The following is a 23,395-nucleotide window of genomic DNA, read 5'->3' as shown; positions in this document are numbered from 1 at the left end:
TCGTACGGACCACCGGTGGTTCAGCCGCCGGCGCGGGGGCGGAACGGCTCGCCCAGCCCGACGACGATCTCCCGCTCGCCCCGGTAGGGCTCGCGGCTGTGCGCGGTACGGACGTTGTCGACCACCAGCAGGTCGCCGCGCTGCCAGGGCTCGCGCACCGTGTGGCGCTCGTAGACCTCGTTGACCGCGTCCACCGTGACGCGGTCCAGGGGGGTGCCGTCGCCGTGGAAGGTGTTGAACGGCAGCCCCTCGGGCCCGAACTCGGCGGTCAGGAACTCCCGGACCTCGGGGGCCATCGTCCACTCGTTGAGGAAGGCGATCTGGTTGAACCAGCAGCGCTCGCCGGTGTCCGGGTGGGCCACCACGGCGGGCCGGGTCTGGGTGGTGCGCAGGGCGCCGTCGGGGCCCCAGTCCGTGTCGATGCCGTGGGTCGCGCAGTAGCGCTCGACCTCGGCGCGCTCGGCGCTGCCGAAGGCGTCCTGCCAGCCGATGCCGACGAACGGGTTGTAGTGGCGGGTCAGCCGCCAGCCGTCCCGCTCGAAGCGCTCGACCAGCGCGGCCGGCAGGTCCTCCAGGACCCGGCGGGCGTCGGCGAGCGCCGTCACCCCGCCGCTCGTCGGTGGGGTGACGCAGGCGAAGGCGAGCAGCCGCGGGGCCACGGCCGCGTAACTCAGCTCGTGGTGCATGCACATGGGCTGGTCCGCCGGCCAGTGCGAGGAGGAGTACACGCCGGGCGCCGGGTACGGGTCGCGCGGGGCGAACCCCTCGCGCTCGGTCAGGCCCTCGCCGAGCACCTCGGACACGACGGCGGCGGCCCCGTCCCGGCCGCCCGGGTCCAGCCCCCGGACCAGGACGGCCCCGTGCCGGGCCGCCAGTTCGCGGATCTCCGCACGGTGCCGGGCCGTCCAGACCGCGGCGTCGGTGCCGGGGTCGGGTGCCGCGTCCAGGCGGACCAGGGGGTGTGCGCGCAGTTCGGTCATCGTCGCTCCGTTTCGTAGGGCGGTGGCGGGGTCAGGCGGTAGCGGGGTGGGGTCAGGCCACCGGGCGGCGGAACGCCCGGACGGCGGCGGCCGAGGCGACCAGGGCGACGAGCGCGCTGGTGCCCAGGGCGGCCCACACCCGGGTGCCCAGCGGCAGGTCGAGGGCGAGCGCCCGGGCCGCGTCCATCGCGTACGACAGCGGGTTGAGCCGGGCCAGCAGCTGGAGCCAGCCCGGCAGCCGGTCCGCCGGCACGAACGCGCTCGACGCGAACATCAGCGGGAAGGTCACCAGGTAGCCGGCGCTCTGCATGGCCTCCGCGTTGCGCAGCCACGCGGCCAGGGCGAGGAAGATCCAGGTCATCGCCCACACCACCGTGCAGGTCAGCAGCAGCGCGGCCAGCAGCCCGAGCGGGCCGCCGGCCGGATCGGCGTCCAGCACCACCACGGCCACCACCAGCAGGATCACCAACTGGACGGCGGTGCGCAGCAGATCGGCCAGGCTGCGGGCGATCAGCAGCAGCGGCGCGCGGATCGGCAGCGTCCGCAGCCGGGCCACCGCGCCGTTGTCCATGTCCCGCACCAGCCCGATGCCCGAGGCCACCGCCGGGCCGATCCCGGTGGTCACCAGGAGCGCCGGGAGCAGGTAGTCGAGGTAGCCGACCCCCGAGGGCAGGTGCCCGCGGTCGACGATGCTGCCGAAGACCTGGCTGAGCAGCAGCAGCATGAACACCGGCTGGAGCATGCTGAGGACCATCGCCCTGCGGTGCGCCAGATGCGCCCGCACCGAGCGGCCGGTGAGGATCAGCAGTTGCGCGGGTGCGCTGCTGCCCTGCCAGAGCGCGTCGGCGGGGCGGTCCGGCAGCGGGGTGGTGGCGGTCACCGGGGGCCTCCTGGGTCGTAGGTCCGCTGGACCTGGGTCAGTGCGGTCAGCAGGTCGGCGGAGGTCAGCTTGCGGGCGGCGGCCACGGCCGAACCGGTCAGCGGCAGCCGCCCGGTGTCCGACCAGCGCAGCCGGCCGTCCGTGTCGATGAAGCTCCGGGCCCGTCCCGCGTTGTCGGGGTGCAGGCAGAACGGGATGTCGAGCAGGCCGCGCCGGAAGGCCAGCAGCAGCGCCTCGCCGACGTCCTCGTGCAGCGCCAGCACGGTGTGCACCAGCAGCCGGGCCTCCTCGTACACCTCGGAGCGCGGCTCGGTACCGGGCGGCTCCGGCCGCCGGACGGTGCCGCGCGCCGCCCGGGCGGCGGTCTCCAGCGCCTCCACGTTGTCGGCGATGGTGGGGATGCGGTGCGCCTCGGCCGCGGTCTTGACGATCAGTCGGGCCGCACCCGACTCGACCGACAGCCGCGCCGCCGCCTCCAGCAGCCGCAGCGCGCCGGCCCGGGAGCCCGGGTACACGCCCATGTAGGCGTAGACCACCAGGTGCCGGTCGATGCCCGGCAGCAGTTCGTCCGCGAGCGCGCGCAGGGCCGCCACCGCCTCCCGGTCCTGCTCCGCACTGGTCTGCTGGGCGTAGCTCAGGGAGACGCTGCGCAGGCCGTGCCGGGCGAAGAACACGCCCTCCAGGACACTGAGGGCCACCAGCATCGACGGCGGGCACAACTGCCCGAGCATGCAGCCGCCGAAGCTCTCCAGGTGCGGCACCCGCCCGCCGCCCTGCGCCCGGGCCAGCATCCGGCAGGCCGTCCGCCAGCTGGCCACCGCCTCGCTCAGCGGCGTACGGCTGTACGGCAGGCAGTAGGAGACCGGGCCGCCCTCGGTGGCGTCGAGCCCCACGGACAGCAGCGCGGCCACGATGTGCTCGGGCTGCGCCGAACCGTGCCGCACCTGCACGGGGAAGGAGTCTGCGTGGACGCCGTCCAGCACGGTGCGCGTCACGGCGGGGGAGTGGGTGCAGATCGGGTAGCCGTTCAGCCGGACGCCCTCGGCGACGGCCCGGGCGGCCGCCGCCAGGTCGTTGACCCGGGTGTAGCTGTCCAGGGTCAGGGTGCCGACGGTGACGGCCTCGGCCGCCCGGGTCCGCTCCAGGCCCTCGCGCATCAGCCGCGGGTCGCTGAAGCCCATCCGGGGCTGCACCACGAGCGCGCCGCGGGCGTGGGCCCGGGCGACGAAGCCGCCGAAGCCGCCGGTGCTGGTGGTGCCGGGGGCGCCGACGGCTTCGGCGGAGCCGCGGGAGCCGCCGGAGCTCTCGGAGCTGTCGGAGCTGTCAGAGGACGCCGGTGTCACGAGACAGCCCGGTACACCGACCGGGCGGCCAGGGAACGGAACGCGGGCAGCTCCCCGTCGTCGAAGACCCGGTCGTAGCCGGCCGCCGTCAGCCGGCGGATCATGCCGACGTTGCGCAGGCCGTCGGTGCCGAGCTTGCCGCCGATGACCACGGTGGCGGAGGCCAGCTCGGGCCGCGCCCGCAGCTCGCGGATCAGCCTCAGACCGTCGTTGAAGCCGTGGCCGTTGACGCTGCTGACCACCACCAGCCTGGGCCGCAGCTCCAGGCAGGACCGCACCACCAGCTCGTCGGGCGCGCACGGGCCGAGGTTCGCCACGGTGTGGCCGACCTCCTCCAGCACGAGCTGGAGGTAGACGAGATTCCAGGTGTGGGCGTCGGACGAGGTGCCGGTCAACAGCACGGAAGGGGAGACGGAAGGCGAGTCGGTTCCAGGTGAGGAATTCATGGGTCCAGGTGTCGAATTCATGGCAGATCCGGTCTCGGGAGAACCGGCGCATTCCGGCGCCAGGACCGGAACGCCGATCACTCGGCGGATGGGGAGGAGTCCGAAGCCAGCGGAAGGAAAACGGCCGCGCGGGCGGCCGCGCGCTGACGGTGCCTCGACCCTACTGCGCGCCGGTCCCACCGGACCGGTCCCCAACTGGCCGGTACCGGAGGGCAGAAGGCCCCGGAACGGCCCGCGGTGCAGGAAACCGGGCCGCCGCCGGGCACCGGTGCGCCGCGTCCTTGCAGTTTGCTGTCATTCGCCTTCCGCGGCCCGCCGGAGCGTCGTTAGAAAGAATCCCGCGGTGCCGACCGGCGCGGCGGGAATTCCCAGGAGCGAAGGCGAAGGGCAGGGCAACCAGATGGCGGAAATCGTCACCGCCCCCAGTGTCACCGCAGTTCTCGTCCGGCATGCGGAGAACATTCCGGAGAAGGACGCGCTGACCTTCGTCACCGATCCGCTCCGGGCGGACGGGGCGAGCCGGCTGACGTACGCCGAACTGGACCGGCAGGCCCGGGGGATCGCCCGGCGGCTGCACACCGCCGGCATCGGCGCGGGCGACCGGGCCGTCCTGCTGTACCCCGCCGGGCCGGCCTTCCTGACCGCCTTCCTCGGCTGCCTGTACGCCGGCGCCGTCGCCGTCCCCTCCTCCCTGCCGGGCCGCTACCGCCACGAGCGGCGCCGGGTCGTGCGGATCGCCGCCGACGCCGGGGCCGTCGCGGTCCTCACCGACACCGCGACCCGCGGCGACGTCGAGACCTGGACCACCGAGGAGGGGCTCGACCACCTCCCCGTGCTGGTCACAGACGACGGCACCGGACCGGGCCCGCAGGGCTGGACGATGCCGCTCACCACCCACGACACCGTCGCCGTGCTCCAGTACACCTCCGGGTCCACCGGCGACCCCAAGGGCGTCGTCATCACCCACGGCAACCTGCTGCAGAACAGCTCCACCCTCATCGACCGCCTCGGGCTCGACGAGCACACCCCGCTCGGCGGCTGGATCCCGCACTTCCACGACATGGGGCTGATGGGCATCATCCTGCCGCCGCTGATGAGCGGCGCCGGGACCGTCCTGATGAGCCCGGCCACCTTCCTCAAGCGCCCGCACCTGTGGCTGCACATGATCGACCGCTTCGGCATCCACACCTCCGCCGCCCCCGACTTCGCGTACGAGCTGTGCACCCGGCGGATCACCGACGAGCAGGCCGAGGGACTGGACCTGTCCCGCTGGAAGCACGCCGTCGACGGCTCCGAGCCGGTCCGCGCCGCCGTCCTCGACCGCTTCCGGCAGCGCTTCGCGCCGTACGGGCTGCACGCCGCCACCCTGAGCCCCTGCTACGGCATGGCCGAGGCCACCCTCTTCGTCTCCGGCGCGCTCGACGGCCCGCCCACCGCGCTCGACATCGACCCCGAACTCCTCGAACAGCACGAGTTCCGGCCGGTGGCCGGCGACCGGCCCGGACGCGCCGTCGTCAGCTGTGGGCCCGTCACCGGCGCCGAGATCCGCATCGTCGACCCCCGCACTCACCGCGTCCTGCCCGACGGCGGCGTCGGCGAGATCTGGCTCCGCGGCCCCGTCATCGGCCACGGCTACTGGAACCGCGAGGCCACCAACGAGGCCGAGTTCCGCGCCACGACCGCCGACGGCGACACCGGCTACCTGCGCACCGGCGACCTCGGCACCCTGTACGAGGGCGAGCTGTACGTCACCGGCCGGCTCAAGGACGTGCTCAACCTGCGCGGCCGCAACCTCTACCCCCAGGACATCGAGCACGAACTCCGCCTGCAGCAGCCCGAACTGGGCAGCCTCGTCGGCGCCTGCTTCGCCGTCCCCGGCGACGGCCCGCAGCCCGAGGACGTGCTCGTCGTCACCCACGAGGTGCGCGGCATCAAGGAGGAGGAACGACTGCGCCGGCTCGCCGCCGACATGCGGCTCACCGTCGCCCGCGAGTTCGGCGCCCCCGTCGGCGCCGTCCTCCTGCTGCGCCCCGGCGGGGTCCGGCGCACCACCAGCGGCAAGATCCAGCGCTCGGCGATGCGCGAACTGTTCCGCTCCGGTGCGCTCGACCCCACCTACGCGGACTACCAGGAGGGGCTGCTGCGCCCGGCCGCTCCGGCCGCCGGTGTCCCCGCCGGCACCGATGTCCCGACCGCAACCGGGGCGCCGACCGCAACCGGGACGGTGGGCGCATGACCGCCGCGGCGCCCCCCGCCCGGAACACCCAAGCGGCCGACCCGGTGGAGCGGTTCACCCGGCGGCTGCGCGAACTCGGCGGCCCCGGACAGCCCTTCGACCAGGTCGGGCTGGCCGCCCTGGACCGGGCCGACGAGTTCCCCGCCGACGCCTGCCGGGCCCTCGACGCGACCGGCCTGCCCCGCTACTACGTGCCCGCCGAACACGGCGGCGCACTCGACGACTTCACCGTCGTCCTGCGGCTGCTGCGCGCCGTCGCACGGATCGACCTCACCGTCGCCGCCGCCCACGGCAAGACGTACCTGGGCGCCGTGCCCACCTGGATCGTCGACGCCGCCGAACCCGCCCGGTGGCTCGGCCGGCGGATCGCCGCCGCCGAGGTCGTCTCCTGCGCGCTCACCGAACGCCACCACGGCAGCGACCTGCTCGCCGGCGAGGTCGTCGCTCGCCCCGCGCCCGACGGCGGCTGGCTGCTCGACGGCGAGAAGTGGCTGATCAACAACGTCACCCGGGCCGGTCTGGTGACCGTCCTCGCCCGCACCGACGACGCGGGCGGCCCGCGCGGCTTCAGCCTCTTCCTGGTCGACAAGGCCCGGCTGGCACCCGGCGCGCACACCGCCCTGCCCAAGGTGCCCACCTACGGCATCCGGGGCGCCGACATCAGCGGAATCGCCTTCCACCAGGCCTGGCTGCCCGCCGACGCCCTGATCGGAGCGACCGGCCAGGGCGTCGAGATCATCGTCAAGGCCTTGCACATCACCCGGACCTGCTGCGCCGCCATGTCGCTCGGCGTGGGGGACCACGTCCTGCGGCTGGCCGCGGACTTCGCCGCCGCACACCGCGCCGGCGGGGCACCGGTCGGACCCGGGGCGCAGGGCACGGCGCTCGCGGCCGGCGGGGGCGGCGCACCGCTCGTGGCCGACGGGCAGGGCACGGCGCTCGCGCAGCTGCCGCACGTCCGGCGCGAACTGGGCGAGGCCGCCGCCGGGCTGCTGCTCGCCGAGGCCACCGGCCTGGTCGCGGTGCGCTCCCTGCACGCCCTCACCGGCGAGATGAGCGTCATCTCGGCCGTCGCCAAGGCCTACGTCCCGGCGCAGGTCGACGCCGTGATCGCCCGGCTGCTGCACCTCCTCGGCCCGCACGGGCTGCTCGGCCCCGGAGACCCGCACGGCCTGTTCGCCAAGGCCGAGCGGGACCACCGCATCATCGGGATCTTCGACGGCAGCAGCCTGGTCAACCGCAACGCGCTGATCGAGCAGTTCCCGCGGATCGCCCGCGGCTACCGCAAGGGCCGCCTCGACGCGGACGGCCTGGCCGAGGCGGCCGACCTGTACATCCCGCCGCGGCCGTTCCGGCCGGCCTCGCTCGGCCTGCTCTCCACCGGCGGCTGCTCCGTCTCGGCCGGGCTGCCGGGGGCCGTCGCCGAGCTGCGCGAGCGGGCCGAGGCGGCCGAGCGGGCCGACGGCGGCAACTCGGCTTCGCTGCGCCCGCTGCTCTCGCTCGGCGAGCGGCTGCTGGACGCCACCGAACGCCTCCACGAGGCCATGGCGGCCGTCCGGTTCACCCCCCGGGCCGTACCGGCGGAGGCGTTCGACCTCGCCGAGCGGTACGAACTGTGCTTCGCCGCGGCCGCCGCCCTGCACCTCTGGCTGCGCGGGACCTCCTCCGGTGCCGGCCCGGTGCCGGACGGATGGCTGCGCGGCTGCCTCGTCAAGGCGCTCACCGACCTCGGTGAGCCCGTCACGGAGGCGGAGTGTGAGGTGCTGGACGAGCTCGCCGACCACCTGTCGGCCTGCCCGCCCGGCACCTTCCTCTCCCTGCTGGACCAGCTCGACCCCCGGAAGGCGGAGGCCTCGTGAACACCGGTACCGCAACCCTCGCGAACGCCCTGGAACAGCGCCTGGGCGACCCCTTCGACTCCGCCAACCCGTACGGCTTCGCCGCCCTCCTCGCCGCCGCGGAGGCAGGCCGCACCCCGGACGGGGAGGCCTGGCACGTCCCCGCGGGTGACCCGGAGCCGGTGCTGCACGCCCTGCGGGCCGTCCACCGCCGCTCGCCGGCCTCAGGCCCGGCGCCGGTTCCGACTTCGGCCGCCTTCGCCGTCGGCGCCTGCGTCGGCGCGCTCGACTCCGCCCTCCGGATCACCCTGCGCCACCTGCGGGCCCGCCGCCTCTACGGCGCCGCGGCGATCGACCTGCCCGCCCTGCGGGTGCTGCTCTCCGGCGCCTTCGCCGACCTCCTGCTCTGCGACACGCTGGCCACGCTCGCCGTGCGCGGGACGGACGCCCTGCCCGCACGGCCCGGAGCCGCCGGACAGGCCCTGGCGGCGCTCGGCCCGCGCGCCCTCCAGGGGGCGCTGGACCGCCTCTCGGTGGTGATGGGGTCGCGCTTCTACATCCGGGTGGGCGAGCACGCGGCGTTCCAGCGGCTGCTGGGCGAGACCCAGCGCGCCCTGTTCGCGGCGGCGGACCGGACGGCGACACCGGAGCCCGACCACGCCCCGGCAGCGCTCTCCGACCTGCTCTCCGACCTGCTCGCCACCCCCGCCGTCGCGGCCCTCTGCGACCCGCAGCTGCTCGCCGCGGCCCCCGGATGCGGGCTGACCGGCCGCGCCCGCCGGGCCCCGCAGCCGGCCGGACCGGTCCACGAGCGGCTGTACGGGGACCTCCTCGACCGCTACGAGAGCGGGCGCTCCTTCGACCTGACCCGGCGCGCCCTGCCCGACCGGCCCTTACCGCCACCACCACCCATGCCACAGGAGAACCGCACATGACCGACATCGGCACCGACACCGGTACCCACACCGTCGAGAGCCTGCGCAGCTGGCTGGTCGACTGCGTCGCCGCCCATCTGGAGCGGCCCGCCGACACCGTCGACCCCGCCGCGAAGCTCTCCGACTACGGCCTCGACTCGCTCTACGTCCTCTCCGTCGCCGCCGAGTTGGAGGACCACCTCGACATCTCCCTCGACCCGACCGTCATGTGGGACAACCCCACCATCGACGCCCTCAGCGCGGCCCTGATCCGGGAACTCGCCCAGCAGGACTGACACTTCGCCCCGCAGGCTCCCGCTTCGCCCACCCGTCCCGCGCCGCAGTCCGCCACCCCGCAGATCCGAGAGGACCGCTCGTCCATGTCCGACGACGCCCGTACGCTCCGTCGACCCGTCAGCGCCGCCCAACTGGGCATCTGGGTCGCCCAGCAACTGCAGCCGGACAGCCCCCTCTACAACTGCGGTGGTTACTACGAGATCGACGGCCCCGTCGACCTCGACGTGCTCGCGGAGGCGGTGCGCCGCGGCGTCGAGGAGACCGAGGCGCTGCGTTCGCACTTCGTCGAGGACACCGGCGCGGGCGACGCGCGCGCAGACGGGCGGGGCGACGGGCTCGGAGACGGCGGGACGCGGCTCTGGCAGGTGGTCACGCCGGCCGAGGAGCGGCCGCTGCGCGTGGTCGACCTGCGGGACGCCCCGGACCCGGAGGCTGAGGCGCAGCGGTGGATGGCCAAGGACATGGCCCGGACCTTCGACCTCGGCCGCGGCCCGCTCAGCGCCCAGACCCTGATCCGACTCGCCGACGACCGCTCGTTCTACGTGCACCGCTACCACCACGCGGTGCTCGACGGCTTCGGCCACTCCGTCTACACGGCCCGGGTCGCGGCCCTCTACACCGCCCTCGCAGCCGGGCAGGAGCCCTCGGCGTCCCCCTTCGCGACGCTGGACCGGGTGGTCGCCGACGAGGCCTCGTACCCTGACTCGCGCCGGCGGCGCCAGGACCGCGCGTACTGGCTGGACCTCTTCACCGACCTGCCGGACCCGATCAGCCTCGCCGACCGCTCGGCCGCGAGCACCCACAGCAGCCTGCGCCTGGTCCGTACCCTGCCGTCCGAGCTGGCGGCCCGACTCGCCTCCCTCGCCGCGCAGTCGGGCGTGCCGTGGCCCGCGCTCGCGATCGCCGCCACCGCGGCCTGCTACCACCGCATGACCGGCCGGACCGACTTCACCTTCGCGCTCCCCCTGGCGGGCCGCACCGGCCGTACCGGGCTGACCACGCCGAGCGCGATGGTCAACGTCCTGCCCATCCGGGTGACGCCCGATCCGGACCGCAGCTTCGCCGAGCTGGCCGCCGACGTCGCCCGCTCGCTGGCGGACGTGCTCCGCCACCAGCGGTTCCGCGGCGAGGACCTGGTCCGGGAACTGGGCCTGTCGGGCGGCCGCCAGGCCCGGCTCGGGCCGACGGTGAACGTGATGGCCTTCGCCGGCGAACCGGTCTTCGGGGACAGCCCCGCCACGGTCCACCCGCTCTCCACCGGGCCGGTGAACGACCTGAAGGTCAACTTCTACGGCAGCGCCACCTCGCGCGGGGGGATCCGCCTGGAGCTCGACGCGGACCCGGCCCTGTACCGCGAGGACGAGCTGACCGCCCACCAGGACCGGCTGGTCCGGGTGTTGGAGCAGATCGCCGACGACCCGGCGGCGCCCGTGGGTGGGGTGGATGTGTTTGTTGCGGGTGAGCGTGAGCGGGTGTTGGTGGGGTGGAACGGTGCGTCGCGTGAGGTGCGTGGGGTGTCGTTGCCGGTGTTGTTTGCGGAGCAGGTGGAGCGGACGCCGGATGCGGTGGCGGTGGTGGCGGATGCCCGGTCGTTGACGTATCGGGAGTTGGATGCGTGGTCGAACCGGGTGGCTCGGTGGCTGATCGCGCGGGGGTGGGCGCGGAGTCGTTCGTGGGGGTGGTGTTGCCGCGGTCGGTGGAGTTGGTGGTGGCGTTGCTGGGGGTGGTGAAGGCCGGTGGTGCGTATGTGCCGGTGGATGCGGGGGTGCCGGCGGAGCGGGTGGCGCAGGTTTTGGGTGATGCGCGTCCGGTGTTGGTGATCGATGACCTGGCGGTTCTGGCTGGTGTGTCCGGTTTTTCGGATGGGCCGGTGTCGGATGGGGATCGTCGGGTGGGGTTGTCGTTGTCGCATCCGGTGTATGTGATTTTCACGTCGGGTTCGACGGGGCGGCCGAAGGGTGTGGTGGTTGAGCATCGTTCGGTGGGTGCGTATTTGGTGCGTGCTCGTGAGGTGTATGGGGATGCGGCGGGGTTGTCGTTGTTGCATTCGTCGGTGGCGTTTGATCTGTCGGTGACGGGTTTGTATGCGCCGTTGGTGAGTGGTGGGTGTGTGGTGCTGGCGGAGTTGGATGAGCGGGCGGGGGTGTGGGGTCGTCCGTCGTTCATGAAGGTGACGCCGTCGCATTTGGGGTTGTTGGAGGTGTTGCCGGCGGGGGTGTCGGCGTCGGGGATGTTGGTCACGGGTGGTGAGGCGTTGGTGGGTGAGGCGCTGGATTCGTGGCGGGGGTTGCATCCGGGTGTGGTGGTGGTGAATGCGTATGGGCCGACGGAGGCGACGGTCAATTGCACGGATTTCCGGATCGAGCCGGGGCAGGTCGTCGGTTCGGGTCCGGTGCCGATTGGGCGGCCGTTCTGGAATACGCGGGCGTATGTGCTGGATGGGGATTTGCGTCTGGTGCCGCCGGGGGTTGCGGGTGAGTTGTATGTCGCGGGTGTGGTGCTGGCGCGTGGTTATTGGGGTCGGCCGGATCTGACGGCGGAGCGTTTTGTCGCGGATCCGTTCGGTGGTCCGGGTGCGCGGATGTATCGCACGGGTGATGTGGCGCGGTGGAATGCGGATGGTCAGCTGGTGTATGTGGGCCGGGTTGACGATCAGGTGAAGGTTCGGGGTTTCCGGATCGAGTTGGGTGAGGTGCAGGCCGCGGTCGTCGCCCACGAGGGTGTGGCGCGGGCTGCGGTGGTGGTGCGGGAGGACGAGCCGGGTGACAAGCGTCTGGTGGCGTATGTCGTGGCGTCCGGTTCGGTGGAGGGTCTGCGGGAGTTCGTGGCGGGCCGGTTGCCGGAGTACATGGTGCCGTCGGCGTTCGTGGAGCTGGACGTGCTGCCGCTGACGGTGAACGGCAAGCTGGACCGCCGTGCGCTGCCGGCCCCGCAGTACGTGGTGGAGGCGGTGGGCCGGATGCCGCGGTCCCCGCGTGAGGAGGTGCTGTGCGGTCTGTTCGCGCAGACTCTGGGGGTGGAGTCGGTCTCGATCGATGACGACTTCTTCCGTCTCGGCGGGCACTCCCTCCTCGCCACCCGTCTGGTCAGCCGCATCCGCAGCGTCCTGGACGTGGAACTGCCGATCCGTCAACTCTTCGACACCCCAAGCATTGCCGCGCTGACCGATGCCCTGGACGCCGCCGAGGGCGTCACCCGGGGTGCCGTCGTCGCGGTCGTCCCGCGCCCGGAGCGGGTCCCGCTCTCCTACGCCCAGCAGCGGCTCCGCTTCCTCCAGCTGCTGGACGGCGGCAGCACCGCGTACAACGCGCCCGGCGCTTTGCGCCTGCGCGGTCCGCTGGACCGGGAGGCGCTGCGGCTGGCCCTGGCCGACGTCGTCGCCCGCCACGAGAGCCTGCGCACCGTCTTCGGTGAGGACGAGGAGGGGTTCACCCAGCGGATCCTGGCGCCGTACGAGGCGCCCGTGGGGATCGACGTCCGGGAGACGGACGAGGCCCGGCTGCCGGCCGAACTCGCCGCCGGGGCGGGCCACCTCTTCGACCTGTCCACCGAACTCCCGCTGCGCGCCGCCCTGTTCGCCCTCGCCGAGGACGAGCACGTGCTGCTGCTGCTCCTGCACCACATCGCGGGTGACGGCTGGTCCCTGCGCCCGCTGGCGCGGGACCTGTCGCTGGCCTACGCGGCCCGCACCGGGGGAGGGGAGCCGGCCTGGCCGGCCCTGCCCGTGCAGTACGCCGACTACACCCTGTGGCAGCGCGAGACGCTGGGCTCGGAGGACGACCCCGAGAGCGAGATCGCTCGCCAACTCGCCTACTGGCAGCAGGCCTTGGACGGCCTCCCGGAGGAACTGGCGCTGCCGGTGGACCGGCCGCGGACGCCGGACCTCGCGAGCCACGGCGACCGGGTGACTTTCCAGGTGCCCGCCGCTCTCCACCAGGACCTGCACGCGCTGAGCCGGCGTACGCGGGCCAGCCTGTTCATGGTGCTGCAGGCGGCGCTGGCCGCGCTGCTGACCCGGCTCGGCGCGGGCGAGGACGTCCCGCTGGGCACGCCGATCGCCGGGCGGACCGACTCCGCACTGGAGGAGCTGGTCGGCTTCTTCGCCAACACCCTCGTGCTGCGGACCGACACCTCCGGCGATCCGGCCTTCACCGAGCTCGTCGCCCGCGTCCGGGAGGCCGACCTCGGTGCGTACGCCCACCAGGACCTGCCGTTCGAGCGGCTGGTGGAGGCCCTGAACCCGGAGCGTTCGCTGGTCCGCCACCCGCTCTTCCAGGTCTGCCTGACCCTGCACAACGCCGACCCGCGGGCCACCGTGGCCGAGGTCGCCCGGCTGCCGTGGCTCGCCGTGGAGCTGGAGCGGCTGCCGATCGAGGACACCAAGTTCGACCTCAACTTCGAGCTGACCGAGAGCTTCGACGCCCAGGGCCGCCCTGCGGGCATCGTGGCCGACCTGGAGTTCAACACCGGCCTCTTCGCCACGGAGACGGCCCGCTCGATCGGTGCGCGGCTCCTGCGGCTGCTCGCCGCGGTGGCCGCCGAGCCGGGCAGCCCGCTGTCCGCCGTCGAGCTCCTCGACGCGGACGAGCGTGCCGCCGTCCTGGAGCGGTGGAGCGACACCGCGCGCCCCGGGGTGTCCGAGGCGCTGTCCCGGGCCGGGCTCCCGGCTGCCCTGAGCCCGACCCGCGCGTGGGTGCTCGACGCGGCCCTGCAGCCGGTGCCGCCCGGCGTCCCCGGCCGGCTGTACGCGGCGGGCGGCACGGTGGTCGGCGCCGCGGGCGACACGGCGGTGGTCGACGTTGCGGAGGGCGCTGCGGACGGCGTCGACCCGGACCGGCTGCTGCCCTCCCCGCTGCCCGGCGCGTCCTGGCTGTACTGCCTCGACCGCACCGCCCGCTGGGGCCGCGACGGCGAACTGCGGCTGGACGAGCGTCCCGAGCAGCCCGAGCACCCCGAGCATGCCGCCCCCGGCCCGGCCGCCGCCGTGCTGCCCGCCCGCGCCCGGGGCCCGCGCAGCCCGCTGGAGCAGATCCTGTGCACCCTGTTCGTCGAGGTGCTGGGCGTGCCCTCCGTCGGCATCGACGACGACTTCTTCGACCGCAGCGGCCATTCGCTGTCGGCCGTCCGCCTGCTCAGCCGGGTCCGGTCCGTCCTGGGCGCGGAGGTCTCGATCCGCACGTTCTTCGAGAACCCCACCGTCGCCGGGCTGGCCGAGGCGTGCGGCCGCGCCGCCGGTGCCCGTCGGCCGCTGCTGCCCGTCGAGCGCCCGCGCGTGCTCCCGCTGTCCTACGCCCAGCAGCGGCTCTGGTTCCTGCACACCCTGGAGGGCCCCGACGCGACCTACAACATCCCGGTCACCCTGCGGCTGACCGGCGACCTGGACCTCGCCGCGCTGCGTGAGGCCCTGGCCGACGTGGTGGTGCGGCACGAGAGCCTGCGGACGGTGTTCGCGGACGACCCGGCCGGCGCCCGGCAGGTCGTCCTGCCGGCCGCAGACGCGCGCCCGGTGCTCACCGAGGAGCGGGTCGGCGCCGAGGAGTTGGCCGCGCGGGTGCGCGCCGCCGCCTCGCACCCCTTCGACCTGGGCGCCGAACTCCCGATCAGGGCCTGGCTGTTCGGCACGGATGCCGGGGAGCGGGTACTGACCCTGGTGGTCCACCACATCGCGGGCGACGGCTGGTCCATGGGACCGCTGGCGCGGGACCTGTCGCTGGCCTACACGGCCCGCGCCCGGGGTGCGGAACCGGGCTGGGCGGCGCTGCCCGTGCAGTACGCCGACTACACCCTGTGGCAGCGGGAGACGCTGGGCTCGGAGGACGACCCGGACAGCGAGATCTCCCGCCAACTCGCCTACTGGCAGCAGACCCTGGCCGGTCTGCCCGAGCAGCTGGAGCTGCCCGCCGACCGGCCCCGCCCGCCGAGCCAGTCCCACCGCGGGGGCCGGGTCGCCTTCGAGGTGCCCGCCGCCCTGCACACGGCCCTGGCGGACCTCGCCCGGGAGACCCGCACCAGCCTGTTCATGGTGCTGCAGGCGGCGCTGGCCACGCTGCTGACCCGGCTCGGCGCCGGTGCGGACGTCCCGATCGGCACGCCGATCGCCGGCCGGACCGACACGGCGGTGGAGGAGCTGGTCGGCTTCTTCGTCAACACCCTCGTCCTGCGCACCGACACCTCCGGCGACCCGTCCTTCACCGAGCTCGTCGCCCGCGTCCGGGAGACCAACCTCGGCGCGTACGCCCACCAGGACCTGCCGTTCGAGCGGCTGGTCGAGGTGCTCAGCCCCGTCCGGTCGCTGGCCCGCCACCCGCTCTTCCAGGTGCTGCTCGGCCTCGACAACAACCAGGAGGCCATCGAGGTCCTGCGGCTGCCGGGCCTGACCGTCGACGTGGCCGCCCCGGAGACCGGGCGCGCCAAGTTCGACCTGGCCTTCTTCCTGGACGAGACCCACGGCCCCGACGGCGAACCGACCGGCCTGCACGGCGCGGTCGAGTACAACGCCGACATCTTCGACCGGCAGACGGCCGGCGGCTTCGCCGAGCGGCTGCTGCGGCTGATCGGCTCGGTCGCCGCCGATCCGCACCGCCCGATCGGGCAGCTCGACCTGCTGACGCCCGACGAGGCCCGGCAGCTCGCGCAGGGGAACCGCACCGCGCACGAGGTGGCGCCGGCGTTCGTCCCCGAGCTGGTCGAACGCCAGGCGGCCGAGGTGCCCGACGCCACGGCCGTCATCTCCGAGCGGACCACCCTCTCCTACCGGGAGCTCAACGCCCGCGCCAACCGGCTGGCCCGCCACCTCGCGGCCCGCGGTGTGGGCGGCGAGTCCGTGGTGGCCGTCGCGCTGCCCCGGTCCGCCGAGATGATCGTCGCACTGCTGGCCGTCCTCAAGACCGGCGCCGCCTACTTCACCGTCGACACCAAGGCCCCCGAGCAACGGCTGCGCGCCGTCCTCGCCGACTGCGGCCCCGCCGCGGTCGTCACCGACACCGCCCACCGGCCGCTGCTGGGCGAGCCGCGGGAACGGGACGTCGTCCTGGACGACCCGGCCGTCGCCCGTTCCCTCGCCGCCCTCGCGGACACCGACCTGACCGACGCCGAGCGCGTCCGGCCGCTCGACCCCCGCCACCCGGCGTACGTCGTCTACACCTCGGGCTCCACCGGCACCCCCAAGGGGGTCGTCATGCCGATGGGCTCCCTGATGAACCTCCTCGCCTGGCACACCGGCACCTACTGCGGGGGCGTCGGCACCCGCACCGCCCAGTTCCTCGCCGTCTCCTTCGACTTCGCCGTCCAGGAGATCCTGCAGGCGCTCGTCGTCGGCAAGACCCTCGTCCTGCCCGAGGAGGACGTCCGCCTCGACGGCCGCGAACTGGCGGCCTGGATCGCCCGCTACGGCATCAACGAACTCTTCGCCCCCACCCTCGTCATCGACTCCCTGCTCGCCGCCGCCGCGGACCTCGGCGAACCGCTGGACTCGCTCACCGACCTCTTCCAGGGCGGCGAGCAGTTCCGGCTCGGCAGCGACCTGCGGGCGTTCTGCGCGGGCGGCCGGCGGCGCATGGCGCACAACATCTACGGCCCCGCCGAGGTCGCCGCCATCACCTCGGCGACGCTGCCCGAGGACACCGACGAGTGGCCCGCCTCGGCCTCCATCGGCGAACCCATCTGGAACGCCGCGGTGTTCGTCCTGGACGAGCGGCTGCGGCCGGTCGCCCCGGGCGTGCGCGGCGAACTGTACGTCGGCGGCTCCCAGATGGCCCGCGGCTACCTCGGCCGGCCCGACCGCACCGCCGAACGCTTCGTCGCCTCCCCGTTCGGCCCGCCCGGCTCCCGGATGTACCGCACCGGGGACTTGGTGCGCCGCAACGCCGGCGGCGAACTGGAGTTCCTCGGCCGCTCCGACCACCAGATCAAGATCGGCGGCTTCCGGGTGGAGCCCGGCGAGGTCGAGGCCGTCCTCGCCGAGCACCCGGCCGTCGACACCGCCGCGGTCCTCGCCCGCGAGGACACCCCCGGGATCCTCCGGCTGGCCGCCTACGTGGTGCCCGAGCGCCCCGGCCGGGCCGAGGGCGCGGACGAGGGCGGGGACGAGGGCGGGGACGAGGGCGCGCACGGCGGGCAGGACCAGGAGCAGCACGAGGACCGGGACCGCGAGCTCGCCCGCACGCTGCGCGCCCACATCGCCCGGCAGCTGCCGCACTACATGGTCCCCGCCACCGTCACCGTCCTCGCCGAACTGCCGCTGACCGCCAACGGCAAACTGGACCGGGCCGCCCTGCCCGCCCCCGAGGCGCCCGCCGAAGGGACCGGCCAACAGCCGCGCACCGGACGGGAGAAGGCCCTGTGCGCCCTGTTCGCCGAGGTCCTGGGCGTCCGCGAGGTCGGCATCGACGACGGGTTCTTCGACCTCGGCGGCGACAGCATCATGTCGATCCAGCTGGTCGGCCGCGCCCGCCGGGCCGGACTCGCCCTGTCCGTCCGGGACATCTTCGAGCACCGCACCGTCGCCGCCCTCGCCACCGTCGTCACGGAGACCGCGGGCCCGGCGGCCGAGGAGCCCGGCGCCGGCCTCGGCGAGGTGCCGCTCACCCCGATCAAGCACTGGCTGCTGGCCCGCAGCGACGACCTGGACGGCTACACCATGTCCGCCGTCCTCCAGGCCCCCGCCCGGCTCGACCCCGGCCACCTGACCCGCGCCGTCCAGGCCCTCCTGGACCACCACGACGCGCTGCGGGCCCGGCTCTCCCCGGCCCCCGACCGGCGCCTGGTGATCCCGGCCCCCGGCGCCGTCGACGCCGCCACCGCCGTCCACCGGGCCGACGCCACCGGACTCGACGGCCCGGACCTGATCCGGCTCGTCCACGCCGAGGGCGAAGCCGCCCGCGACCGGCTCGACCTGGCCGCCGGCCGCCTCGTCCAGGTGGTCTGGGTCGACCGCGGCCCCACCACCCCGGGGTTGCTGCTCCTCGTCATCCACCACCTCGTGGTCGACGGCGTCTCCTGGCGGATCCTGCTGCCCGACCTCGCCGAGGCCCACCAGGCCGTCGCCGCCGGCCGGGAACCGGAACTCCAGGCCGTCGGCACCTCCCTGCGCCGCTGGGCCCAGCGCCTGACCGAGGAGGCCGCGACGCCCGCCCGGATGGCCGACGCCGCCTGGTGGCAGGACGTGCTGCGCACCCCCGACCCGCTGCTGGGCCGCCGCGCCCTGGACCCGGCCCGGGACACCCAGGCCACCGCCGGCCGGATCGAGACGGTGCTGCCCCCCGAGGTGACCGAAGCCGTCCTGACCAAGGTCCCGGCCGCGTTCAACGCCGAGGCCAACGACGTCCTGCTGACCGCCTTCACCCTGGCCTGGGCGCGCTGGCGGGGCAGCACCGGACTCCTCCTCGACCTGGAGGGCCACGGCCGCGAGGAACACCTGGTGGACGGCGCCGAACTGTCGCGAACCGTCGGCTGGTTCACCAACCTGTACCCCGTCCGCCTGCACACCGGGCGCGCCGACCTCACCGAGGCGCTCGCCGGCGGCCCGGCCGCGGGAACCGCCCTCAAGGCCGTCAAGGAACAGCTCAGGGCCGTCCCGGACAAGGGCATGGGGTACGGACTCGTCCGCCGGCTCAACCCCGCCACCGCGCCCGGCTTCGACGGACTGCCCGACCCCCAGGTCGCCTTCAACTACCTCGGCCGGTTCACCACCGGCGGTGCCGGACCGGTCGCCGACTGGACCCCGCTGAGCGGCATCGACGCCGTCCCCGGCGACCCCGCGCACCTGCCCCTCGCCCACCCCCTCGAACTCAACGCGCGCACCGAGGACGGCCCCGACGGACCACGCCTGGTCGCCTTCTGGACCTGGGCCGGGGACGTCCTGGACGAGACCGAGGTCCAGCAGCTGGCCGGGCTCTGGTTCCAGGCGCTCGAAGCCCTCGTCACCCACGCGCACGACCCCCTCGCCGGCGGACTCACCCCCTCCGACGTCTCCCTCTCCTCCATCACCCAGGACGAGATCGAGGCCTTCGAGGACGAGCTGGACGACCTGTACGGCGACGAGCTGTACGGCGACGACCTGTACGGCGACGACCTGTACGGCGACGACGAATTCGGCGACGACGAGGACGGCGACCACGGGTCCGCCGCCTCCGACGACGCAACCGCTGCTGAAGACGATGAAGAAGAGGCCACCAAGTGAGTCGTAACCCGCGGAAGATCGAGGACATCCTGTCGCTGGCCCCCCTCCAGGAGGGCCTGCTCTTCCACAGCGTCTACGACGAGGAAGGCCTCGACCCCTACGTCGTCCAGATCTCCTTCGACATCGAAGGCGCCCTCGACCCGACCGCCCTGCGCGCCGCCGCCGAGAAACTGCTCGCCCGCCACGCCAACCTGCGGGTCGCGTTCCGCCAGCGCAAGAACGGCGACTGGGCCCAGCTCGTCATGCGCGAGGTCCGCCTGCCCTGGACCGAGACCGACCTGACCGGCCTGCCCGAGGACCAGCGGTCCGCGGCCGCCGACGCGGCGGTCACCGCCGACCGCACCGCCCGCTTCGACGTCGCCCGGCCCCCGCTGCTGCGCTTCACCCTGCTGCGCCTCGGCCCCGCACGGCACCGCCTGGTGCTGACCAACCACCACCTCCTGATGGACGGCTGGTCCCTGCCCGTCCTCATGGGCGAGCTGTTCACCCTCTACGACACCGGCGGCGACACCACCGCGCTGCCGCCCGTCCGCCCCTACCGCGACTACCTCGGCTGGCTGGAGCGCCAGGACGCGGACGCCGCCCGCGCCGCCTGGCGCGAGGCCTACGCGGACCTCGCCGAACCCACCCAGGTCGCGCCCGGCGCGGGCCGGGCAGCCGTCGCCGGCGCCGAGGTGCAGGCCGTCCTCGACCGCACGGACACCGCCGCGCTGGGCGAGCTCGCCCGCAGCCGCGGCCTCACCCTCAACACCGTCGTCCAGGCCGCCTGGGCGATCGCCCTCGGCGTGCACACCGGCCGCGACGACATCGTCTTCGGCACCACCGTCTCGGGCCGCCCCGCGGAGCTCGACGGCGTCGAGCGGATGGTCGGCCTCTTCATCAACACCCTGCCCACCAGGGTCCGGATCCGCCCCGCCGAACCCCTCGCCGCCCTCCTCGCCCGCGTCCAGGACGAGCAGGCCCGGCTCACCCCGCACCAGCACCTCGGACTCGCCGAGGTCCAGCGGGCCGTCGGCCACGGCGAACTCTTCGACACCTCCATGGTGTTCCAGAACTACCCGGTCAGCCGCACCGGCACCGCCGGCACCGGCATCGGCGCCGCCATCAGCCTCGCCCCCGGCAAGAACCGCGAAGCCACCCACTACCCGCTGCTGCTGATCGCCTCCGCGCGCGACACCCTGCGGCTGCGCCTCAACTACCGGCCCGACGTCTTCGACGCCCCCACCGCCCAGCGCGTGCTCGACCGCTTCGTCCGGGTCCTGCACGGCCTGATCGCCGACCCCGACCAGGCCGTCGGCCGGCTGGCACTGCTCGGCGACGACGAGCGCGACGAGGCCCTGCTGCGCTGGAACGACACCGCGCACGACGTCCCCGAGGACACCACGGTCCTCGACCTGTTCCGGGCCCAGGCCGCACGCACCCCGCACGCCCCCGCCGTCAGCGGCCCCGACGGCACCCTCGACTACGCCGAACTCGACGCCCGCTCCAGCCGCCTGGCCCACCTGCTCGTCGCCCGCGGCGCCGCCCCCGAGCGCTTCGTCGCCATCGCCCTGCCCCGCACCGCCGGCATGGTCGTCGCCCTCCTCGCCGTCCTCAAGACCGGCGCCGCCTACCTGCCCGTCGACCCCGACTACCCGGCCGACCGCATCGCGTTCATGCTGGACGACACCCGGCCCGCCCTGCTCCTCACCACCGGCGACCTGGCCGCCGCCCTGCCCGACAGCGACACCCCGCGCCTGCTGCTCGACGACCCGGCGCTGGCCGCCGAGCTCGACGCCCACCCCGCCACCGCGCCCACCGACGCCGAGCGGCACGGCGCCCTGCTGCCCGCGCACCCGGCGTACGTCATCTACACCTCGGGCTCCACCGGCCGCCCCAAGGGCGTCGTGATCGAACACCGCTCCCTCGGCGCCTACCTGCAGTGGGCCCGCGAGGCCTACCCGGCGATGACCGGCACCTCGCTGCTGCACTCCCCGATCTCCTTCGACCTCACCGTCACCGCCCTCTACACCACCCTCGTCTCCGGCGGCCTGGTCCGCGTCGCCGACCTGGACGAGAGCGCCGCCGACGGCCCCGCCCCCACCTTCCTCAAGGGCACCCCCAGCGTCCTCGCCCTCCTGGAAGCCCTGCCCGCCGACGCCTCCCCGAGCCGGCTCGTCATGCTCGGCGGCGAACTCCTCCTCGGCGAGGTCATCGACCGCTGGCGGGCCCGCCGCCCCGACGCCGACGTGCTCAACGTCTACGGCGCCACCGAGGCCACCGTGAACAGCGTCCAGTACCGCATCCCCGCCGGCAGCCCCTCGCCGACCGGACCGGTACCCGTCGGCCGCCCCTTCTGGAACACCCGGGTCTACGTCCTCGACAGCGCGCTGCGCCCCGTCCCCGCCGGCGTCCCCGGCGAGGCCTACATCGCCGGAACCGGACTCGCCCGCGGCTACTGGCACCGGGCCGGCCTCACCTCCGAACGCTTCGTCGCCGACCCGTACGGTCCGCCCGGCTCCCGGATGTACCGCACTGGGGACGTCCTGCGCTGGAACCACGACGGGCAGCTGGAGTTCGTCGGCCGCGGCGACGGGCAGGTCAAGCTCCGCGGCTACCGCATCGAACTCGGCGAGATCGAGGCGGTGCTGGCCGCACACGAACACGTCACCCAGGCCGCCGTCCTGCTCCGCGAGGACCAGCCCGGTGACAAGCGCCTGGTCGCCTACGCCGCCACCGGCGGCCGCCCCGTCACCCCCGAGGACCTGCGGGCGCTGGCCGCGGGCCGGCTGCCGGAGTACATGGTCCCGTCGGCGTTCGTCGTGCTGGACGCGTTCCCGCTGACGCCGAACGGCAAGCTGGACCGGCGTGCCCTGCCGGCACCGGAGTACGGGGCGGGCTCGACCGGCCGGGCTCCGCGCTCGCCGCGCGAGGAGATCCTGTGCGGGCTGTTCGCCGAGACCCTGGGCGTGGAGTCGGTCTCCATCGACGACGACTTCTTCCAGCTCGGCGGCCACTCCCTGCTCGCCACCCGCCTGGTCAGCCGCGTCCGGTCCGTCCTCGGCGCCGAGCTGGCCATCCGCCAGCTCTTCGACACCCCCACCGTGGCCGGCCTCTCCGGCGCCCTCGACACCGGCAACGGCAGCGCCCGCGCGGCCCTCACGGCCGCCGTGCCGCGCCCCGAGCGGATCCCGCTCTCCTACGCCCAGCAGCGGCTCTGGTTCCTCAACCGCTTCGAGGGCCCCAGCGCGGCCTACAACTCGCCGGTCGCGCTGCGGCTCACCGGCACCCTCGACCGGGCAGCCCTCGGCCTGGCCCTCGGCGACGTGGTGGGCCGCCACGAGTCGCTGCGCACCGTCCTCGCGGAGGACGCCGAGGGCCCGTACCAGGTCGTCCTCGACGCCGACGCCGACGCCGACGGCGACCGCACCGAGCACCGCACGGTGGACCTCACGGTCGTACGGACCGACGAGGCCGGGCTGGACGAGGCCCTGCTGACTGCGGCCCGGCACACCTTCGACCTGACCAAGGACACCCCCCTGCGGGTCTGGCTCTTCGAGCTCGGCGAGCAGGACCACGTCCTCCTGCTGCTCACCCACCACGTTGCCACCGACGCCTGGTCCCGCGCGCCGCTGGCCCGCGACCTCACCAGCGCCTACGCGGCGCGCGCCGCGGGCGGGGCCCCGGCGTGGCAGGCGCTGCCGGTGCAGTACGCCGACTACAGCCTCTGGCAGCGCGAACTGCTCGGCTCGGGCGACGGGGAGGGGGACGGCGACGGGCCGATCGATCGTCAACTCGACTATTGGACGCGCACGTTGGCCGACCTCCCGGAGGAGCTGGCGCTGCCGTACGACCGGCCGCGGCCGGCGGTCGCCTCCTACCAGGGCGACACCGTCACCTTCGAACTCACGCCGGAGCTCCACCGGAGCCTGGTCCGGGTGGCGCGCGAGCAGCGGGCGAGTCTGTTCATGGTGCTGCAGGCGGGGTTGGCGGCGCTGTTGAGCCGGCTGGGGGCGGGGGACGACATCCCGCTCGGTACCCCGATTGCGGGCCGTACCGATGACGCGCTGGACGACCTGGTCGGCTTCTTCGTGAACACGCTGGTGCTGCGGACGGATGTGTCGGGTGACCCGACCTTCGCGGAGTTGATCGAGCGTGTCCGGGCCCGGGACCTGGAGGCGTACGCGCACCAGGACCTGCCGTTCGAGCGGCTGGTGGAGGCGGTGAACCCGGAGCGCTCGCTCTCCCGGCACCCGCTCTTCCAGACCATGCTCAACCTCAACAACGCGGGCCCGGTGGAGG

The 23,395-nt window shown here is 74.2% G+C and carries 10 protein-coding genes and 2 pseudogenes (1 of these 12 cut by a window edge); 8 read left to right on the top strand and 4 right to left on the bottom strand.

Annotated elements, in window-relative coordinates; genetic code table 11:
- Positions 1-20: 20 nt before the first annotated feature.
- Genes CRP52_RS07040 through CRP52_RS07025 form a run of 4 tightly spaced genes read right to left on the bottom strand, consistent with a single transcriptional unit; the run spans position 21 to position 3,649 of the window.
- Positions 21-980, bottom strand: a complete 960-nt coding sequence (locus tag CRP52_RS07040) for a TauD/TfdA family dioxygenase (protein WP_097235615.1) — start codon at positions 978-980, stop codon at positions 21-23.
- 52 nt (positions 981-1,032) lie between these two features.
- On the bottom strand, positions 1,033-1,860 hold the full coding sequence (locus CRP52_RS07035) for an ABC transporter permease (protein WP_218893077.1): 828 nt from the start codon (positions 1,858-1,860) through the stop codon (positions 1,033-1,035).
- Positions 1,857-3,203, bottom strand: a complete 1,347-nt coding sequence (locus tag CRP52_RS07030; RefSeq protein WP_101948156.1) for a methylaspartate mutase — start codon at positions 3,201-3,203, stop codon at positions 1,857-1,859. Before CRP52_RS07030 ends, CRP52_RS07035 begins: the two co-directional genes overlap by 4 nt.
- Positions 3,200-3,649, bottom strand: coding sequence for a cobalamin B12-binding domain-containing protein (locus CRP52_RS07025; RefSeq protein ID WP_179852705.1), 450 nt, complete (start codon positions 3,647-3,649; stop codon positions 3,200-3,202). The genes CRP52_RS07030 and CRP52_RS07025 overlap by 4 nt, the downstream gene beginning before the upstream one ends.
- A gap of 400 nt (positions 3,650-4,049) precedes the next feature.
- On the opposite strand from CRP52_RS07025, the gene CRP52_RS07020 reads away from it, so the two are divergent.
- The 8 genes and pseudogenes from CRP52_RS07020 to CRP52_RS06990 all read left to right on the top strand — a co-directional run.
- A complete protein-coding gene (locus CRP52_RS07020; protein WP_097235613.1) occupies positions 4,050-5,885 on the top strand; it encodes a fatty acyl-AMP ligase in 1,836 nt (611 codons plus the stop codon).
- Positions 5,882-7,744 carry an acyl-CoA dehydrogenase family protein gene (locus tag CRP52_RS07015; RefSeq protein WP_097235612.1) on the top strand — a complete coding sequence of 621 codons (1,863 nt, stop codon included), beginning with the start codon at positions 5,882-5,884 and terminating at the stop codon, positions 7,742-7,744. Before CRP52_RS07020 ends, CRP52_RS07015 begins: the two co-directional genes overlap by 4 nt.
- Entirely contained in the window at positions 7,741-8,658 is a 918-nt protein-coding gene (locus tag CRP52_RS07010) for a hypothetical protein (protein ID WP_097235611.1), read from the top strand. The genes CRP52_RS07015 and CRP52_RS07010 overlap by 4 nt, the downstream gene beginning before the upstream one ends.
- A complete protein-coding gene (locus CRP52_RS07005; RefSeq protein ID WP_097235610.1) occupies positions 8,655-8,933 on the top strand; it encodes an acyl carrier protein in 279 nt (92 codons plus the stop codon). Before CRP52_RS07010 ends, CRP52_RS07005 begins: the two co-directional genes overlap by 4 nt.
- An 84-nt stretch (positions 8,934-9,017) precedes the next feature.
- Positions 9,018-11,392, top strand: a pseudogene (locus CRP52_RS07000) (condensation domain-containing protein); the annotation flags it as partial.
- A gap of 174 nt (positions 11,393-11,566) precedes the next feature.
- A pseudogene (locus tag CRP52_RS06995) lies at positions 11,567-17,197 on the top strand (amino acid adenylation domain-containing protein); the annotation flags it as partial.
- Positions 17,174-19,114: a condensation domain-containing protein gene (locus CRP52_RS41030; protein WP_441349060.1), complete on the top strand. Its 1,941-nt coding sequence runs from the start codon at positions 17,174-17,176 to the stop codon at positions 19,112-19,114. The pseudogene CRP52_RS06995 and the gene CRP52_RS41030, both read left to right, overlap by 24 nt.
- Positions 19,111-23,395, top strand: partial view of a non-ribosomal peptide synthetase gene (locus tag CRP52_RS06990; protein WP_097235607.1) — the start only. 16,268 nt of this gene lie beyond the right edge of the window; the window shows 4,285 of its 20,553 coding nt (coding positions 1-4,285); the start codon lies at positions 19,111-19,113; its stop codon lies off the right edge, out of view. Before CRP52_RS41030 ends, CRP52_RS06990 begins: the two co-directional genes overlap by 4 nt.

This window comes from Streptomyces sp. 1331.2, from assembly GCF_900199205.1.
GTDB lineage: Bacteria > Actinomycetota > Actinomycetes > Streptomycetales > Streptomycetaceae > Kitasatospora.
The sequence above is the reverse complement of the archived record's forward strand: the minus strand, read 5'-3'. Positions and strand labels throughout refer to the sequence as shown.

Coding starts and splice junctions, on each gene's coding strand:
- CRP52_RS07020 (WP_097235613.1), top strand. CDS start 4,050: ATGGCGGAAATCGTCACCGCCCCCAGTGTCACCGCAGTTCTCGTCCGG.
- CRP52_RS07015 (WP_097235612.1), top strand. CDS start 5,882: ATGACCGCCGCGGCGCCCCCCGCCCGGAACACCCAAGCGGCCGACCCG.
- CRP52_RS07025 (WP_179852705.1), bottom strand. CDS start 3,649: ATGAATTCCTCACCTGGAACCGACTCGCCTTCCGTCTCCCCTTCCGTG.
- CRP52_RS07040 (WP_097235615.1), bottom strand. CDS start 980: ATGACCGAACTGCGCGCACACCCCCTGGTCCGCCTGGACGCGGCACCC.
- CRP52_RS07005 (WP_097235610.1), top strand. CDS start 8,655: ATGACCGACATCGGCACCGACACCGGTACCCACACCGTCGAGAGCCTG.